Consider the following 15,365-nt stretch of genomic DNA (forward strand, 5'->3'; position numbering starts at 1 on the left):
CAGAAGAGAGGAGTTGTAAATTATGTCTGGTATACGTCTGAGCAATGTATTTAAGCGCTTCCATGACACGCAGGTGATTAATCAGGTCGATCTCGAAATCAAAAATGGTGAGTTTTGTGTGTTTATCGGGCCATCGGGATGTGGCAAATCGACGTTGTTACGCATGATCGCCGGGCTGGAAACCATTACTTCTGGAGAGATCTCGATTGGTAATAAGGTGGTAAATCGTCTGGCTCCGGCCGATCGTGGTGTGGCGATGGTATTTCAGAGCTATGCGCTTTATCCGCACATGACTATTTATGACAACATGGCGTTTAATCTCAAGCTGGCGAAAACCGAACCGGCTGAAATTGAACGTCGCGTTATGAATGCGGCGAAAATTTTGCAACTTGAACCGCTGTTACTACGTCTGCCAAAGGCGCTTTCCGGTGGGCAGCGCCAGCGTGTTGCCATTGGGCGGGCTATCGTTCGCGCGCCTGATGTTTTCCTGTTTGATGAACCGTTGTCTAACCTCGATGCTTCACTGCGCGTCGCAACGCGGGTAGAAATTGCCAAACTGCACCATCAGCTTGGCAACACTATGATCTATGTGACTCACGATCAGGTTGAAGCGATGACGCTGGCGGATAAGATTGTGTTACTGAACAGCGGAGCAGCAATGCTAAATGAGGGCTCGATCGCGCAGGTCGGTCATCCGCTGAAGTTATATCACCATCCGGTGAATGAATTTGTGGCCGGATTCATTGGTTCACCGAAAATGAATTTCCTGCCGGGGGAACTGGTTAAAGGAACGGGCCAGAGCGCCAGAGTACGCCTGGGAGGGGGCGGCAAAGAAATTGAAGTGCAGGTCAATACGGCCGCCATGCGTTCAGGCGAGCGGGTAAAAGTGGGCATTCGCCCCGAGCACTTACGCCTCGTCGATAAGCTGGAAGCGCATCTGATCGGAAAGATTCAGCATATCGAACACCTTGGTGAAGCTGCTTACTTCTATGTGTCCGTTGATGGATTTGATCCTCTGTTGGTAAGGCATTCAGAAGAGCAGGAGCTGGGGCTGGGTGATGACGTCGGGTTAGCGATCCCAGCAAATCATGCGCATCTGTTTGATGATAAGGGCGTTGCATTTCGTCGCACGGCCGCCGCGGTACAGAAGCAATTTGCATCTGTATAAGAGTGGAATTAAGTTTTTATCGAAAAAAAGCCCGCTCAGGTTTCCCTGAGCGGGCTTCTCAAATTTGGCTCCTCTGACTGGACTCGAACCAGTGACATACGGATTAACAGTCCGCCGTTCTACCGACTGAACTACAGAGGAATCGTGTGGGGTCGTATCTTAGCGGCGAAAAATATTTTGTCAAACATCTATTCTGCTCCTGCCGATCAACCGCCGCTTCTATCAACAATTTGTTGTAATTACCGACAATTTAGAAGGAAAAATGCTTTGCAGGATTAGCATTTCTCGATCATCATTTGAAATGTAGTTTCAACTTTTCTCACTAAGGTCTCCCTTGAACGTCACATCCGCAGCACGCAGGGTTTTAGAACGAACATCCTGGTTCAAAAAACGTAAGAGTTATCGCGTACTTTACTGGCGTGAAATCAGTCCGCTGGCAGTACCTATCTTCCTGGAAAATAGCTGCGTTTTGCTGATGGGCGTCGTCAGTACGTTCCTGGTGAGCTGGCTGGGAAAAGAGGCGATGGCCGGGGTAGGGCTGGCCGACAGCTTTAATATGGTAATCATGTCGTTCTTTGCCGCCATCGATCTCGGGACGACGGTGGTGGTGGCCTTTAGCCTCGGCAAGCGCGATCCGCGACGCGCGCGCGCGGCGGCGCGGCAGTCGCTGGCGATTATGACGCTGTTCTCCATTCTGCTGGCGGCGGTGATCCACGCCTTCGGCAAAGAGATTATCAATATTGTCGCCGGAGACGCCTCGGCCCAGGTGAAGGATATGGCCTTAACCTACCTGGAGTCTGACGGTGCTGAGCTATCCGGCCGCGGCGATTGCGCTGATCGGCAGCGGCGCGCTGCGCGGCGCGGGCAATACAAAAATTCCGCTACTGATTAACGGCGGGATGAACATCATCAATATTGTTATCAGCAGTATCCTGATTTACGGCGTCTTATCGTGGCCTGGCCTCGGTTTTGTCGGCGCGGGGCTGGGGCTGACCATTGCCCGTTACATCGGAGCGGTGGCGATCGTTTGGGTATTAGCCGTCGGCTTTAACCCCGCGCTGCGCATCTCGCTGAAGAGCTATTTCAAACCGCTTAACTTTGCCATTATCTGGGAAGTGATGGGCATTGGCATCCCGGCGAGCATCGAATCGGTGCTGTTCAACGGCGGCAAGCTGCTGACGCAGATGTTTGTCGCCGGCATGGGAACCAACGTGATTGCCGGCAACTTTATCGCTTTCTCCTTCGCCGCCTTGATTAACCTGCCGGGAAACGCGCTCGGCTCGGCCTCAACCATTATTACCGGTACCCGGCTGGGTAAAGGCCAGATCGGGCAGGCGGAGCGCCAGGCGTGGCATGTCTTTTGGCTATCGACCATCGTCCTGACGGTGATTGCGTGGGGAACCGCGCCGTTTGCCAACCTGATCGCCTCGTTCTATACCAGCGAAGAGGATGTCAAAGTGGTGGTTAAAGAGCTGCTGTGGCTGAACGCCTTCTTTATGCCGATTTGGGCGATGTCCTGGACCCTGCCGTGCGCGTTTAAAGGCGCTCGCGACGTGCGCTACACCATGTGGGTGTCGATGCTGGGGATGTGGGGCTGCCGCGTGGTGGCGGGTTATACGCTGGGCATCGTGCTCGGCATGGGGGTGATTGGCGTGTGGCTGGGAATGGTGCTCGACTGGGCGGTGCGCGGCGCGCTGTTTTACTGCCGAATGGTGAGCGGGCGCTGGCTGTGGAAATATCCGCGCAGCAAAAGCCAGGTGCGCGAAACCTAACCATTTTTCGGGCGAAACGACAAATTTCGCGCAAAGTGGAGAATAAATCGGCAAACGGTTTGCAATGTGCGAAACAGCCTTTGACAAGGCCAGGCGTCGCCGTTAATATTCGCCCCGTTCACACGATTCCTCTGTAGTTCAGTCGGTAGAACGGCGGACTGTTAATCCGTATGTCACTGGTTCGAGTCCAGTCAGAGGAGCCAAATTCGAGAAGCCCGCTTAAGGAAACTTAAGCGGGCTTTTTCATATCCTCTTTGAGAATCCCTTCGTAATTTTGCTTCAATAAGCAAGCGTGAGAATCTTCCCGGCGCATTTTCAGTTTTCCCGTCATATCGGGCAAATTTGGCGGTCAGCACGGAACGCGGCGCGGGCATAAAAATGGCCGCCGGCGGCAGGAGATACCCTGAACGGCGCCAGCGTTGCACCAGATGCAAAACTACGTTGTATATTCCCCGGATTATCACCTCTGACATTGTCGTTTAAGTTAACTGCACCCGACACGGGATGTAGTTTCCTAATTAATACCGTTAATTTCAGGAGAACGATAATGAGCCATTTCACTACCTCAGATAATGTTTGCATTGCGTATAAAGATTGGGGCAAAGGTCAGCCGGTTGTTTTCTCTCACGGATGGCCGCTTTCCGGTGACGCCTGGGACGCACAGATGCTTTTCTTCGGGCAGAACGGTTTCCGGGTTATCGCCCATGACCGCCGCGGGCATGGCGCATCCGAGCAGCCCTGGGAAGGCAACAACATGGACCGTTACGCGGAGGATCTGGCAGAGCTGATCGACCATCTTGATCTGCATGATGCGATACTGATTGGCCATTCAACCGGCGGTGGGGAAGTCGCCCGCTATATCGGCCGCCATGGATCTTCCCGCGTGGCAAAAGTGGTGTTAGTCGGCGCGGTTCCACCGCTAATGCTGCAAACGGCTGATAACCCGCAGGGCACGCCTCTGGAGGTTTTCGACAATATCCGCACCGGCACCGCAGCCAATCGTTCGCAGTTCTTCCGCGAGCTGGCGGTACCGTTTTATGGCTTTAATCGCGAAAATATCGCCACCAATGATGGCCTGGTCGAATCGTTCTGGCGGATGGGGATGCAGGGCGGCATCAAAGGGGAGTATGACTGTATCCGCGAGTTTTCCGAAGTCGACTATACGGACGATCTGAAAAAAATCGACAAACCTGCCCTGATTATTCATGGCGATGACGATCAAATTGTGCCCATTGCTGCGGCAGGCATTAAGAGCGCGAAGATAATCGCAGACGCTGAGCTGAAAATCTATCCCGGCGCCAGCCACGGTCTGGCTCAGCTAAATGCCGGGCAGTTTAATCAAGATGTGCTTGCGTTTATCCGCCGCTAGTTTAGATAAATAACCAGGCGTACTGCTTTAGCCTGGCTTCCCGCAGAAAATATCAGTTTCCTCTGCCGCCTGCTGGTTGAGGAACTGATAAATAAAATCGACAAATAATTTCACCATTTTAATGTCGCGGCGGCTTGGATGATAAAGCGCATACACCGCGGATTCATCTTCGTCAGCGGTAACATCAGCGCGTATATCCGGAAACAGCGCTAACAGGTCGCCGCGCTGAACGTCGTTATTCACCAGCCAGTCCGGAAGCAAAGCAATACCCTGTCCGCCCAAAGCCGCCTGCCTGAGGATCTGAGAATTGTTGCATCTAAGGTTTCCCTCAACGCTGACGCCTTCCGTTTTATCGCGGAAGAAAAACCATTTTGTCTGACCGGAAGAGTAGGAGAAAAGCAGGCAATTATGGCGTCGTAAATCGGCAGGCAGCAATGGCACGCCTTTTTCAGCAAGATAGGCCGGGCTGGCGCAAAGAATGCGCTTTTGCAACAGCAGCTTTTTGGCAATGACGTTTTGCGCAGAAATTTTCCCCAGCCGGATGCTGAGATCCAGCCGGTTCTCAGCCAGATCAACCACATCGTCAGTAAACGTGAGTTCAAGCCGGATAAGCGGATATTGCTTCATGAATTCAGGCAATAAAGTGGCTAAATATTGCAGTGACCAGGATACCGGCAGGCTGGCTCTGAGGATCCCGCGAGGCATACCGGAGTGGTCGCGGGCTTCGTAGTTAGCGTACGAGAGATCGGCCATAATCCTGCAGGCATGCTGGTAGTACCGTTCTCCGGCCCCGGTTAACGATACCTTTCGGGTTGAGCGAACCAGCAGCACCGTTCCAAGATATTGCTCAAGCGTGTCAATTTGCCGGGTGACGGAAGAGGTGGCAAGCGACAGGCGCCGCCCGGCGGAAGAGAATCCGCCTTCCTCAACCACCGCTACCAGCGCCTGTAACGACGAAAACATATCCATAGCTTTAACTTTCTCTTATAGGAAAAACGCCCGCGTGAGATCCTTACCTTAGCCTGTTTTGAGTAAGGAATACCAGTCAGCTTTGCATGCTACGCAATAGTGTTTCCGGTTTTGCTGGTATTCTCCGCTAGCGCTGAGGCTGTTATGGTTAACGTCAGCAGCCAGACAGTTAATTATTATTTATACCCTTACCTGCGTGGCATAAATAAAATGCGGAGGTGCCTGTGTCAGATATTACCCAAGCTAAAAAAGCCATTATTATCGGCGGTTCTCTTGGCGGACTTTTTGCCGGAAATATGATGAAAAAAGCCGGGTGGGATGTGGATATTTTCGAACGCTCGGCAAAAAATCTGGATAGCCAGGGCGGTGGCATCGTGCTTCAGCCGCAGGTGGTGGAGGTAATTCAGGAAAGCGGCGTTAATAAAAAATGGGATGAGATGGGCGTTCGTTCACAATACCGCATTTTTTATAATCCCGATGGTACGGTTGAATACAAACAATTAGCGCCACAAATGCAAACCTCATGGTCGTTAATTTATTCGACATTACTGACCACCACTGGCAAAGAGAATTACCATCAGGGGAAAAAACTGCAGCGTATCGATTCGCAAAAAGAGGGCGTTACCGCGTGGTTTGAGGACGGTAGCCATATAAAAGGCGACATTCTGATTGGCGCCGATGGCAATAACTCCACCGTCCGCCAGCTGCTCTGGCCGGGTGAAACCCCGACTTATTCTGGCTATATCGCCTGGCGAGGACTGATTCGTGAAGATCGGCTGCCGGAGCGCGCCCGCCTCGATCTTCATGGCAACTTTGCGTTTGCCGATAATAAGGGATCGCAGATTCTGGGCTACCTCGTTCCGGGGATAAATAACGATCTGCGTCCGGGGCACCGGCTTTATAACTGGGTGTGGTATCGCGTTATGGACGACGCGACTCGCGAATCGGTGATGACCGATAAAAATGGCGTAATGCGCGGGCATTCTCTACCTGAAGGCGTCATCGCGCAAAAATGGAAAAACCATATTTATGAAGAGGCCGTGCGGATGCTGCCGCCAGGGTTCAGAGACGTGGTGCTGGCGACAAAAGAGCCTTTCGCGCAATCTATTCGCGATCTGGCCGTTGATAGCATGGTGAAAGATCGGGTGCTATTGCTTGGCGTCCACACACGGCGGCAAGCACTTCCAAGGCGGCGGCAAATGCCCTGGCATTACGGTGGGCATTTCTGAATTATCCTGACGATATCGATGCCGCTTTAGCGCGCTGGGAGCCGGAGCAGCGGCATCTCGGTAAATACCTGAAGCAGGTGGGAATGAACATGGGCAACCGCCTGATGTCAATTGATATGTCACCATCATCCGGATATTAAATATCAATACGCCGTAGCGCCCGTAATGTATTTCATCTTTCGCCTAAATAATCTTTTAACGCAATGATGTTCCCGACCCACTCATAGCCAGCAGGAGTCAATATGAATATTACCGTCAAGCTCACCTCTGATTTTATTTGCCCGTGGTGCCTTATTGGCGAACGCCGTCTGCAAAAGGTGATTCGTCGTTTACCCGATGATGTGGAGGTGACTATTCTCTGGCTGCCCTATGAGCTTAATCCCACGATGCCGGTAGAAGGCGTCGATCGTAAGAACTACCGTTCCGCCAAATTTGGCAGCTGGGAGTACAGCCAGTCGCTGGACAGAAAAACCATTCTGGCTGCCGCGGAGGATGATATCGCGTTTAATTACGACGCCATGCAGAAGACGCCGAACACCTTCCGCGCGCATCGTCTGATGAATCTGGCCCACCGGCATGGCGCCGCTGATGCCGTCGCCAATGGGATTTTCCATGGCTATTTTGAGCAGGGCCGCGATATCGGGGATGTAGACGTTCTGGCTGATATCGCCGGGGAAAACGGCCTCAACAGAGCGGAAGCGCTGGCCTACCTCACCAGCGATGCTGGCGCAAAAGAGACCAGAGCGGCAATCAGCTTCGCCACCGGGATCCGCGGCGTACCGAATTTTGACATTGAGGGCGAGACGATTTCCGGCGCGCAGCCGTTAAATGTTATCGAGGATGCCATCATGAGGGCGATTGCCCGTAAACCTCAGGAGAAGCCCGCTCTCTGAACGTCTGATGCTCTTCAATCCCTGCATGGTGAGGTTGCTAAAAATGACCGATAAAGAAACAAACAGCATACGCATTTATGGCCGGGTGGGATCGCCGGAAGGCTATCTGCTTCGGGACTATCTGGCGCGTAGCGCGGTTACCTTTGAATGGATTGAACTAAATAGTGAAGAAGAGTGTTTGTCGGCATTAGGGGTGTCAGGGTTCAATGACCTGCGTCTTCCCGTTGTTGAATTTCCTGGACAGGTTCGCCTGTTCGCCCCGGGACTGCATGATATTGCCGCTTATTTAGGCCACATCACGCTGCCCAAATATCGTGAATATGACGTCTCCATTTACGGCGCGGGCCCTGCAGGGCTAAGCGCCGCCGTCTATGCCGCATCCGAAGGTCTGCGAACCATATTAATTGAGCGCCAGGCTCCAGGCGGCCAGGCGGGTACCAGTTCATTAATCGAGAATTATCTCGGTTTTCCCGAAGGGATCTCCGGGGCCGCGCTGGCGGACCGGGCCCGCAAGCAGGCGATTAAGTTTGGCGCTGAATTGGTAACCATGATTGAAGGGGTGAAGGCCCATTTTAAGGATGGCAAAATCCATGTTCGTCTTGCCAATGGCGAGACGCTGACCGCCAGAACCAATATCTGCGCTACCGGCGTTGAGTATCGCCGCCTTAATTTACCCCGGGAAGATAAGTTCCTCGGGCACGGCCTGTTTTATGGCGCCGGAGCAGCAGAGGCTCCTTATTGCGCGAATGATCATGTTTATGTGGTGGGGGGCGGCAACTCGGCAGGTCAGGCGGTGATGCACTTTGCTGAATATGCTGCTCAGGTCACGATGCTGGTACGGGGAAGCAACCTGTCTCAGACATTGTCGACGTATTTAATCCAGCGTATCGCCTCAAAAACCAATATAAAGGTCATCTTCAATAGCGAGATAGCTGAGCTGGACGGTGAGGATTCCCTCGCGGCGATTACTCTTCACGACCGGTTATCGGGCGGGAAAAGTCGCCACGCCTGTTCCCGACTTTTTGTCTGCATTGGCGGCCAGCCCAACACCGACTGGGCCAGCGAAACGCATATTTTGCGCGACTCTGAAGGCTATCTGCTAACCGGGCCCGATCTCTTCGGAGAGAGCCGCTGGCCTGAGAGCTGGCCATTAGCCCGCCAGCCATTTTATCTGGAAACCAGCGTTCCCGGCTCTTTTGCCGCGGGGGATGTCAGACATGGTTCCGTGAAGCGCGTTGCGTCCGCCGTTGGCGAGGGGGCGATGGCCGTGACATTTGTCCATCGCTACTTACAGGAACAGGGGTGAGCGTATGTCGGCAACCCCCACCCCTTGAAACCACGCATATCGCAACGATAGACACCATCGTTACGGATATCAGCAACTTTTTCCCTTCGCTGTTGTGAGCGTTTTCAACATATAAGCGTCCTCATATCATTTGAAGTTCGTCACCCGGCTCGTATGAGCCGGGGTGCTTTCAGAAGGTGACATTCACCTTGCCCCAGAACGTTCTTCCAGGTTCGTTTACCGACGTATTCGCGGAATAGCCGAAGCTGCTGTTGCCTGCCAGATTCAGGTGCTCGCTGTAGGCTTTGTCGAACAGGTTATCAACGCCTGCACTGACCTTGACATACTTGTTCACTTTATAAGCGGCGTTAGCAGAGAAAATGGCAAATCCCGGACTGCTGTCAAAATCTTTGCCGACGACATTTCCTTCATTCATGGCGACGCGATGCTGGCTGCTGACCAGACGTAGCAGACCCGTGCTGCTCCAGTCACCGTTCTCCCACGTCAGACCCAGCCGGGCTTCGAGCGGTGGAATCTGCGGCAGCGGCTGATGGTCATCGGTATTTTTCCCCCATGAGTACGCCAGGCTGGCATCCGTTTTCCAGCTCTCACTCAGTTGATAGCTCAGGCCCGCTTCGCCCCCCATAATCGTGGCGTTCACGTTATCCACCTGGCTAATATAGGCATTATTAGGATCGTAACGGAACAGGATAAAATCGTTTACGCGACCGATGTAAGCTGAGACCCAGCTTTCCAGACGCTTACCTTTGTATTGCGCGCCAATATCGATCTGGGTCGTTTTTTCCGTTTTGACTTTATCAAACGCATCCGTTGAGCCGTCTGGGCCATAGGTCGGAGAAAAAAGCTCCCAGTAGTCAGGGAAACGTTCTGTATAACCGATACCTGCATAAAACATTACCGGCATCTCAGCCAGATTATGCTCGAAGCGGATAAAGCCTGCGGGGAGCGTATCAGTACGCTCAGATGAACCGACATCGGTGAAATTATCGACCAGAACCCGGTCAAGGCGCGCACCGCTGACTACTTTGCTGAGGTCCGTCGCATTCCAGGTCAGTTCACTGAAAAGACCATAATCGTGGAAGCGTGCGTCCTTCGTCCATCCGTCATCACCTTTGCTGCGGTGCGTATTTAACTGGGTATCTGCGCCGCTGCGCAGCTCAAAGTCAGACCAGTTCCAGGTTCCCATCATCCGTCCACCAACGGTGCGTCTGTCGAGTTCCATCGCCATCGGCATCGCCATGTTCATTGATGAACCCGAATCCATAGATGAATCCATTGAGGATCCCATAGAATCACTCATACCCCCACCAGACATTCCTCCCGACATGCCGCTGTCCGGCGAGCGCAGAGAATAGTTGTCCATAATGTGGTCGGCGTAGTTGTAATAGACATTGGCCTCAAACTTATCAAATACATCACCAATGTTAGACTTCTCAAAACGAGCCCCGAGGCTTTCACGTTTAAACTGTGAGCCATCCATACTACGCCCGGCATAACGCGCCTCACCGTCGCCTTTTCCGGCGGTCAGCTCCAGTAACGTATCTTTATCCGGCGTCCAGCCCAACGCCATATCCCCATTCCACTTATCCCATTTCGAAGGAACACGATCGCCATTGCCATCCTTGTAGTCGTCGGAACGTGATTTGTTACCCGTCAAACGTAAATACCCGTCTTCACTGCCAAGGCTGATATCGGCATTTTCATCCCAGCGGTTGTTGGATGCGGCAAGCAGGCTGGCTGTACCCTGAATACCTGGTTTGTCAAAGCGTGGTTGCTCCCGCTCAAAACGGATGGTCCCTGCCGAATTACCCGGTCCCCAGAGCACGGTTTCAGGCCCTTTGATCAGCGTCAGGAGATCAAAACTCTCTGGCGATATGTAGGAGCTTGGCGCATCCATTCGCGCAGGGCATGCGCCGAGCATCTCGCCGTTATTGGTTAACAGGCGAAGCCGCGAGCCGAACATGCCGCGAAAAACAGGATCGCCGTTAGTGCCGCCATTACGAATTTGCGAGAATCCTGGAATGGTTTTCAGATAGTCAGACCCATCGCTGGCGGGTACAGGCTGTCGTGGCGTTTTGGGGGAAGTAACAACCTCCAGTGGAGAAGAGACCGGCGCAGTGACGATCATGACGGAGTCATCCTGCATTTGCATGTGGTTGTGCTGCTCTTCAGCGACTGCGGTATTAGCCAGCTGTGCCGTAAGCACCAGATAAGCGAGCGGAGTGCGCACAAAGTCGTGTTTTTTCATTACAAATCCTATTGTTTTCGGCATAACCCTCCAGGCTCATCAATGGATAAACCGGCGTTATGCAAATTTTTTATAAATAGTCAGATTGCAACAGAAAAAACGGCAGGAGGAGCGCGAGCGCGTTGAGGAGGCCAGGTGCGAAGAACAGGAAGGAAAACGGCGTGCGGTACGGGCGACCGCTGGACTAACAGCAACAACAGCCACAGAAGAGCCGTCACCACGACCAGAATAAACGGCAGATGGATCAGGAGTCTGACAATAACCGCAGGCTATCTCCTCCACCGGTGACATTGCCTGCCCGGACATCATCCGCTGATCCATATCTGACATTGTCCGGCACGGTTCTGCCATCATCATGCCGTGATGCATATCAGACATGTTCATCGCTGCGACATTATGATGTTCACAGGACGCTCGGTGAGAAATCGACTTTGAGATAACCGGCGCAACAAACAGCATGGCAATCGAGAAGAGTGCCAGCCACGCTGCAATGTAATTACTGGAAATACGCCGGGACACAATATTACCGATTACTGGTTGTTTTGACACAAGTGTATCTGATTGGGCTTTTAAATGTTACATGCGCTGAAGGGAAAATGCAGGAGAAGGCCATGATTACGAAGAGTACCGCAGCGGGAGTAATCTTATTACCCTGCTAAATGATTTAAAACATATACGGCTTCATCGTCACGCCCCGCAGGGCGTGACATCAAAATCAGGCCTGTTCGTCTTCTTTACCGTAGTAAAGCTGACCGATTTTGATAAGAGGGCGGCCCTGGGATTTGCGGTGCAGGTTGCTGTCACGCAGTGAATAGACGCAGCCGCAGTATTCCTGCTGGTAGAACTGCTCGCGCTTGCTGATTTCAATCATGCGCGACGAACCGCCCTGTTTGCGCCAGTTATAGTCCCAGTACACCATGCCCGGATAATGCGCGGCGGCTCGCTGTCCGCAGTCGTTGATTTGCTGCATATTCTTCCAGCGCGAAATGCCCAGCGAGTCTGCTAATTACGCTGAAACCATTTTCAGCGGCGTACAGCGCAGTCCGCTCAAAACGCATGTCAAAACACATGGTGCAGCGAATACCCCGTTCGGGCTCCCATTCCATGCCTTTGGCGCGCTCAAACCAGTTGTCGGTGTCGTAATCCGCGTCGATAAACGGTACGCCATGCTGTTCAGCAAAGCGAATATTTTCATCCTTACGAATGAGATACTCTTTCTGCGGATGAATGTTGGGATTGTAGAAGAAAACGGTGTAGTCGATGCCTGACGCCTGGATAGCTTCCATCACCTCGCCGGAACAGGGAGCGCAGCATGAGTGCAATAATAATTTATCTGCGCCGTTAGGCAGTTGCAGTTTTGGTCGCTCAAATTTAGCTATAGTCATCGGTCATTTTTTCATGATAAGTAAATTTGCGAAAATTGTAGCATTTATAAGAGCATTGTAAAAAAAGTGATACGCATCAGCAGCGTCCGCTCCCGGCACCGGGCAGAGTGTCTGGACTCAGGACCGGCTCTCCGATGCTTACTTCGGCGATGCTGCCCCGGGAAACTTAAGCGGGTTTTTTGCTTTCTGTCCGCGGCGAACGACGTCGTCGTATTAAAGAGAGGCGGTTTTTCGTAGCTGCCATAAAAACCACGGCGCGCCGATAAAGGCGGTCAGCAGGCCTGCCGACACCGGCCACGGCCAGGCGATATTGCGCCCCAGCCAGTCCGCCAGCACCATTAACAGCCCGCCGGCCAGCGCCGCCGTTACCAGTTGCTGGCGCACGGCGTGCGCTCCCAGCAGCCGCGCGCACTGCGGGGCCAGTAAACCCACAAAGCTGAGCGGCCCTACCAGCAGCGTGCCCGCCGCGGTAAGCAGCGCGGTCAGCAGCAAAATGAGTAGCTGGCTGCGCCGCAGCGACATGCCCGCAGACTGCGCGCTGAGCTGCCCCAGCCCGAGCAGCGTCAGCCAGCGCTGCATCAGCAGCGCCAGCGGGCAGAGGATCGCGGCGGCAATCAGGGCGCCGCCCGCCGTCGCGGCATCAATATTGGCGGTGGAGCCGGTGCTCCAGTTTAGCAACATCAGCGCGCGCGGATCGCCGCTTAGCATCAGCACCATATTCAGCGCCCCGGCGAAGCTGGTCAGGCTTAGCCCGATAAGAACCATTTTTTGGCGGCTGAACCGACTGCGTAAGCCCAATAAAAACAGCAGCGCGATGGCGATCAGGCTGCCGAACAGCGCCGATGGCAGCAGGAAGGTCAGCGGAACGGGGGTAAAAAGGACGGTCAGCAGCACCGCCAGCGCGGCGCCGCTGCTGATACCGGTGAGCTCAGGGCTGGCCATCACGTTGCCGGTTAGACGTTGAATCAGCACCCCGGCGCAGGCCAGCATCATTCCGGCGCACAGCGCGCCGGCCGTTCGCGGCCAGCGCCAGGCCAGCAGGTGAGCGGTCACCGCGCCCGGCGGTTCCCGGTTGAGCCACAAAGATGCGAGTATCGCCAGCGCCAGCAGCAGGATCAGGATCGGCACATGGCGGCCCGTGAACGGCGGCCTGGCCCGGCCGTCGCCCGTCGGCACTACGCCGCCGGTTACGCGCTGGCGGAGCAGCATCACCAGCAGCAGCGGCGCGCTGAGCAGCGCGGTAGCCGCGCCCGCCGGGATATCGCCGGCGGCGGGGGAGTAGCGTAAGGCCAGCTGATCGACCAGCAGCAGCAGCGCCGCGCCGGTAACAAGGGTGAGGCCAAGCTGTCGTCCGAGGCGGCGAACCCCTGCGGCTTTGACCATCGCCGGCGCCGCAAGGCCAATAAAGCTGATGATCCCCACCTGGCTGGCGATCGCCGCGCTGAGCAGCACCGCGATGGCCAGGGTCATGAGGCGAATCTTTGGAACCGACACCCCTAGCGAGCCGGCATGCTGCTCCGATAGCCCGAGAACGGTCAGCGGGCGCAGCAGCAGCAGGCTGACCGCCGCCGAGGGCAGCAGCACGGCGGCCAGCACCTGACTGCTGGCCCAGCCGCTTTGCGTTAACGCGCCGGCCTGCCAGCTAAAGAGATCGCTCAGGTAGTCGTGGTTGAAAAGCACCAGTAACGTATTCAGCGCGTTGCCATACAGGCTGAGCACCATTCCCACCAGAATCACGCTGAGCGGCGCGAAATGACGGCCCGCGGTCAGCCAGACGAGGACCAGCATCACCCCCGTTGAGCCCAGCAGCGCCAGAGTGGGCAAGCCGAGCGCCAGCAGCCCGGGGGCGAAGACCAACGCCGCCGACATCGCCAGGTTCGCGCCGGCGGCAACGCCCAGCGTACCCGGCTCCGCCAGCGGGTTGCGCAACACCTGCTGGAACAGTAATCCCGCCAGCGCCAGCCCGGCGCCGCACAGCAGGCTGACGGCGACGCGCGGCAAGAAGCTTTGTGTCAGCAGCAGCGAGGCCAGCGACGCCGGATAGCGCGCGGTCAGCGCCAGGTAATTCCCGCCGGTGAGGGCGACGGCTGTGGCAGCGCAGATGAAAAGGCCGACGATCGCCGGCGATAGTCTCATGCGGCGCGCTCCAGGATCCGGGCGATCTGCCCGGCCAGCCCGACCGCGGTGGCCAGGCTGCCAAAGGGGAAAAAGTGCTCCAGCCGGGAGGCGCGGCGGTCGGCGACGATCGGCAGGTGCTGCCACAAGCCGTTGGGCTGCCGGGCCCGCGTCAAACGGGTCAGGGTGGTCGGCAGCTCGGTATAAAAAAGCCAGTCGCAGGGAAGGTCCGCCAGCGCTTCGACCCGCACCCGCGCGACGTGGATCGCGCTCACCGGCTGTTGCCAGGCGTTGACGAGGCCAAGCTGGCCTAAAACGGCATCGGCAAGGCTGCCGGGACCATAGACCGTGGCGTACTTGCCATCCTGATCGAGGACCATCACCAGGATTTTCGCCTTTTCGCGCGCCGCCAGCCGCCGGCGCAACGTCGCGATGTCTGCCGCCGTTTGCTGCAGCCAGCGCGCGGCGGCCGCCTCGGCGCCCAGACGATGAGCCATCCCTCGCGTCCACTCCCCGAGCCCTCGCCACAGATCGCCGGGTTCGGAGTAGGCGGTGACCGTTTCCACCGGCGCAATCGTCGCCATTTTCGCCATGATCGCCGCGGGCAGCACGTCGCTAACGATCAGCGAGGGGCGCAGAGCGTCGAGCATTTCCATATTCGGCTCCCAGAAAGGCCCCACGTCCAGCACCCCGGCCGGCAGAACGGGCTGGACGATCCGCTGGCGGAAGTAGCGGCTGTCGGAAATCGCCAGTGGCGTCACGCCAATGCTGAGCAGGGTTTCTGCCGCGGCCCAGTTAATGGCGACAATTCGGCGGCTATCGAGGCGCGCCGGCGCGGCCCGCGCCGCCATCGGCAGCAGAATGAGCGCCTGCAGGCAGGCGCGGCGGCTGATTCCTTTTGACATCAGAAG

11 protein-coding genes, 2 tRNA genes and 2 pseudogenes are annotated in these 15,365 nt (G+C 55.4%); 8 read left to right on the top strand and 7 right to left on the bottom strand.

What is annotated here, in order from left to right:
- Positions 1-22: 22 nt before the first annotated feature.
- Entirely contained in the window at positions 23-1,168 is a 1,146-nt protein-coding gene (locus ABOC21_RS08435; protein WP_426814232.1) for an ABC transporter ATP-binding protein, read from the top strand.
- A gap of 65 nt (positions 1,169-1,233) precedes the next feature.
- Here ABOC21_RS08435 and ABOC21_RS08440 read toward each other — a convergent pair.
- A tRNA-Asn gene (locus tag ABOC21_RS08440) sits at positions 1,234-1,309 on the bottom strand.
- Positions 1,310-1,314: 5 nt separating this feature from the next.
- On the opposite strand from ABOC21_RS08440, the gene ABOC21_RS08445 reads away from it, so the two are divergent.
- The 4 genes and pseudogenes from ABOC21_RS08445 (at position 1,315) to ABOC21_RS08460 (ending at position 4,309) form a co-directional block, all read left to right on the top strand.
- Positions 1,315-1,407, top strand: coding sequence for a DUF5951 family protein (locus ABOC21_RS08445; protein WP_426814233.1), 93 nt, complete (start codon positions 1,315-1,317; stop codon positions 1,405-1,407).
- A gap of 95 nt (positions 1,408-1,502) precedes the next feature.
- A pseudogene (locus ABOC21_RS08450) lies at positions 1,503-2,940 on the top strand (EmmdR/YeeO family multidrug/toxin efflux MATE transporter).
- Between the two features lie 127 nt (positions 2,941-3,067).
- Positions 3,068-3,143, top strand: a tRNA-Asn gene (locus ABOC21_RS08455).
- Between the two features lie 344 nt (positions 3,144-3,487).
- Complete coding sequence (locus tag ABOC21_RS08460) at positions 3,488-4,309, top strand: alpha/beta fold hydrolase (RefSeq protein WP_426814234.1); 822 nt, start codon at positions 3,488-3,490, stop codon at positions 4,307-4,309.
- A gap of 27 nt (positions 4,310-4,336) precedes the next feature.
- Here the strand turns inward: ABOC21_RS08460 and ABOC21_RS08465 are convergent, their stop codons facing one another.
- Positions 4,337-5,278 (bottom strand): LysR family transcriptional regulator, encoded by a 942-nt coding sequence (locus ABOC21_RS08465; RefSeq protein ID WP_426814235.1) that lies wholly within the window; start codon positions 5,276-5,278, stop codon positions 4,337-4,339.
- Between the two features lie 224 nt (positions 5,279-5,502).
- Between ABOC21_RS08465 and ABOC21_RS08470 the strand changes: the two genes are divergently transcribed.
- The 3 genes from ABOC21_RS08470 to ABOC21_RS08480 all read left to right on the top strand — a co-directional run bounded on the left by ABOC21_RS08470 (position 5,503) and on the right by ABOC21_RS08480 (position 8,706).
- Entirely contained in the window at positions 5,503-6,507 is a 1,005-nt protein-coding gene (locus ABOC21_RS08470; protein ID WP_426814236.1) for an FAD binding domain-containing protein, read from the top strand.
- 242 nt (positions 6,508-6,749) lie between these two features.
- A complete protein-coding gene (locus ABOC21_RS08475; protein ID WP_426814237.1) occupies positions 6,750-7,400 on the top strand; it encodes a DsbA family oxidoreductase in 651 nt (216 codons plus the stop codon).
- A 43-nt stretch (positions 7,401-7,443) separates the two neighbouring features.
- Complete coding sequence (locus ABOC21_RS08480; RefSeq protein WP_426814238.1) at positions 7,444-8,706, top strand: NAD(P)/FAD-dependent oxidoreductase; 1,263 nt, start codon at positions 7,444-7,446, stop codon at positions 8,704-8,706.
- A gap of 169 nt (positions 8,707-8,875) precedes the next feature.
- Here the strand turns inward: ABOC21_RS08480 and ABOC21_RS08485 are convergent, their stop codons facing one another.
- The 5 genes and pseudogenes from ABOC21_RS08485 to ABOC21_RS08505 form a co-directional block, all read right to left on the bottom strand.
- Complete coding sequence (locus ABOC21_RS08485) at positions 8,876-10,954, bottom strand: TonB-dependent receptor domain-containing protein (protein ID WP_426814239.1); 2,079 nt, start codon at positions 10,952-10,954, stop codon at positions 8,876-8,878.
- Between the two features lie 57 nt (positions 10,955-11,011).
- Positions 11,012-11,503, bottom strand: a complete 492-nt coding sequence (locus ABOC21_RS08490) for a DUF2946 domain-containing protein (RefSeq protein ID WP_426814240.1) — start codon at positions 11,501-11,503, stop codon at positions 11,012-11,014.
- 166 nt (positions 11,504-11,669) lie between these two features.
- Positions 11,670-12,339: pseudogene (locus ABOC21_RS08495) on the bottom strand (epoxyqueuosine reductase QueH).
- 213 nt (positions 12,340-12,552) lie between these two features.
- Positions 12,553-14,475 carry a Fe(3+)-hydroxamate ABC transporter permease FhuB gene (fhuB, locus tag ABOC21_RS08500; RefSeq protein WP_426814241.1) on the bottom strand — a complete coding sequence of 641 codons (1,923 nt, stop codon included), beginning with the start codon at positions 14,473-14,475 and terminating at the stop codon, positions 12,553-12,555.
- Positions 14,472-15,359 carry an ABC transporter substrate-binding protein gene (locus ABOC21_RS08505; protein WP_426814242.1) on the bottom strand — a complete coding sequence of 296 codons (888 nt, stop codon included), beginning with the start codon at positions 15,357-15,359 and terminating at the stop codon, positions 14,472-14,474. The genes fhuB and ABOC21_RS08505 overlap by 4 nt, the downstream gene beginning before the upstream one ends.
- Positions 15,360-15,365: the final 6 nt, after the last annotated feature.

Origin of the sequence: Klebsiella sp. WOUb02 (genome assembly GCF_050058015.1) — a bacterium.
GTDB lineage: Bacteria > Pseudomonadota > Gammaproteobacteria > Enterobacterales > Enterobacteriaceae > Klebsiella.